Raw genomic sequence first — 1,107 nt, forward strand, 5'->3', positions numbered from 1 at the left:
TTAAGGGAGTATATAGGTACCGTTAATGTTAAGTTTTATAGAGAATAGAAAGGAAACAACACATGACACAATTTAATGAATTTATTATCGCTTTTGCGACAGGCTTTTTAGCAGTAGCAGTAGGCAGTATCGTGAAAATGGTGAAAGACTATCTTTTGCGAAAAGGTGGAGAGAAAGCGGTAATCATCGCTGAAATCCTAGCCAAGAACGCAGTTCATGCCGTGGAGCAGGTGGCTGCTGAGACAGGTTATAAAGGTGATGAAAAGCTAGAGCAAGCTCGTGATAAAGTTAGAGCTGAGCTGACCAAATATAAGATCAGCATGACCGATAAGGACTTGGATACCTTTGTGGAGTCCGCAGTGAAGCAGATGAACGACGCTTGGAGGGAGTAGAGATGGATATCGATACAAGCAGACTACGTACAGGCTTACCTCAAGTCGGAGTGCAACCTTACCGACAAGTACATGCCCACTCAACAGGCAACCGCAACTCAACCGCTCAAAATGAGGCAGACTACCACTACAGAAAGAACCCTGAGCTTGGTTTCTTCTCTCATGTGGTTGGTAACGGTCGTGTCCTGCAGGTCGGTCCTGTAAATAATGGTGCCTGGGACGTTGGGGGCGATTGGAATGCGGAAAGCTATGCGGCAGTTGAATTGATTGAAAGCCATTCAACTAAAGAAGAGTTCATGACAGACTACCGTCTCTATATCGAACTCTTACGCAATCTAGCAGATGAAGCAGGTTTGCCGAAAACGCTTGATACAAGCAGTTTGGAAGGTATCAAAACACATGAATACTGTACCAATAACCAACCAGACAATCATTCAGACCACGTTGACCCTTATCCATATCTAGCCAAATGGGGCATTAGCCGTGAACAGTTCAAGCAGGATATTGAAAGTGGCTTGACAATTGAAACAGGTTGGAAGAAGAACGATATAGGCTATTGGTATGTACACTCAGACGGCTCTTATCCAAAAGACAAGTTTGAGAAGGTCAACGGAACCTGGTATTACTTCGACGGCTCAGGCTACATGCTTGCAGACCGCTGGAAGAAGCACACAGATGGTAATTGGTACTGGTTTGACCAGTCAGGTGAAATGGC

2 protein-coding genes are annotated in these 1,107 nt (G+C 44.8%); both read left to right on the forward strand.

Annotated elements, in window-relative coordinates:
* The first annotated feature begins 62 nt into the window (after positions 1-62).
* Complete coding sequence (locus HT678_RS11025) at positions 63-392, forward strand: phage holin (RefSeq protein ID WP_000191485.1); 330 nt, start codon at positions 63-65, stop codon at positions 390-392.
* A gap of 2 nt (positions 393-394) precedes the next feature.
* A partial coding sequence (locus HT678_RS11030) for an N-acetylmuramoyl-L-alanine amidase family protein (RefSeq protein ID WP_172925031.1) occupies positions 395-1,107 on the forward strand: 713 nt, incomplete at its 3' end.

Origin of the sequence: Streptococcus sp. 3167 (assembly GCF_013277175.1) — a bacterium.
Classification (GTDB): domain Bacteria; phylum Bacillota; class Bacilli; order Lactobacillales; family Streptococcaceae; genus Streptococcus; species Streptococcus pseudopneumoniae.